Source organism: Cryobacterium lyxosi, assembly GCF_004403345.1.
Lineage (GTDB): Bacteria > Actinomycetota > Actinomycetes > Actinomycetales > Microbacteriaceae > Cryobacterium > Cryobacterium lyxosi.
Window position 1 is genome coordinate 1 of the sequence record NZ_SOGT01000007.1, and the last position, 1,133, is coordinate 1,133.

General features: G+C 65.1%; 1 protein-coding gene. It reads right to left on the reverse strand.

The features are described from left to right. Positions 1-325: 325 nt before the first annotated feature. Positions 326-871 carry a hypothetical protein gene (locus E3T27_RS06260; protein WP_233201717.1) on the reverse strand — a complete coding sequence of 182 codons (546 nt, stop codon included), beginning with the start codon at positions 869-871 and terminating at the stop codon, positions 326-328. Positions 872-1,133: the final 262 nt, after the last annotated feature.

The following is a 1,133-nucleotide window of genomic DNA, read 5'->3' on the forward strand; positions in this document are numbered from 1 at the left end:
CCGCTTGATGCCGAGGGCGGCGCTGGTTTGGTCGGGTGTCATCAGGGGTGACGCCGGTATCGAACAGCTTCGAAGCAGACACCTCCTCCGCGTAACCGAGCCGGGAGCGGACGAGCGCCCCAGCACGTCCGCTGCCGTGCGGTCTTTCGGCCCGGCTGAAATCCGAACGCGAGGCCGACCGGAGGGAACTGAGCCAGCTCCAACTCGCGCTGGCCAAGGCGCAGGGTGAGAACTTAGAGCTCAGACGGCGCCTCGCCGGCCACGAGGATTAGGGCTAGAGATATGAGGAGCGGCCCGGCAAGCGGCCGCATTCGGCGGAGTGGAACTAACCACCCGGCCCGGTCGGATCGATCGGCGCACCGTCGCCATCCTCAGGTAGGTCTCCGCGCTCCACCGGTTCGCCCGGAGTCTTGGGAACGTCGGAGAAGAGCAGTTCGAGTTCGGCATCCGATGGCACGTGCACTTTCTTCGCGGCTGTCAGAAGATCCGCTGGCGACGCGTCGTTCATTCCGGATACCCAGATCAGCGCACCGTCTCGCACCGCGACGTACTCGTGGATGCCTCCAGCCGACCGATGCCAGACGCCATCCTCATTGGCACACGTCACCGCTCCGCCGGGCGCATCCCAAAGGGGTGTCGCAGCACACGACGCTTCCGTGAGTTCCCCAGAATCGCTACGGATGGTCAGCATCGCACCCGTGCTGCTGTTGAACCAGGTAGCCGACATCCCGTCTGCAGCACCCGGCCCGACCGACTGCGGTGCGAGATCGTAGCCGTCCACCTCAGTCGTGTACACGAGTTCAGGAGCGATACCAACAGCTCTCGCGAGCTCGGCGATCGAATCCAGGCTCGCCGCATTCGCGCCCGTCATCGATGCGCATCCAGCGAGAGATACGCAGACGGACGCCACAGATGCAGCCACGGCTAATGTCCACGCCCTAGGGAAGCGACCAGTTCGACGCAAGAGCACACCCTCCTTCGGTCACGGCTGTGCTTGGCGACTCTGCCAATCGCCAGCTCGTACAGTGTGAGTCTACGGTCCGGCCTACCCGGCCGGGGCATGCGCCGACGACGCGCAACAGAAGAGCGCGCACAGGGGGGATACGGGGAGTCTGCACGCCCCATCACGAACC

Excerpts from the sequence above, each read along its gene's own strand:
- E3T27_RS06260 (WP_233201717.1), bottom strand. The coding sequence starts at position 871 with ATGACGGGCGCGAATGCGGCGAGCCTGGATTCGATCGCCGAGCTCGCG.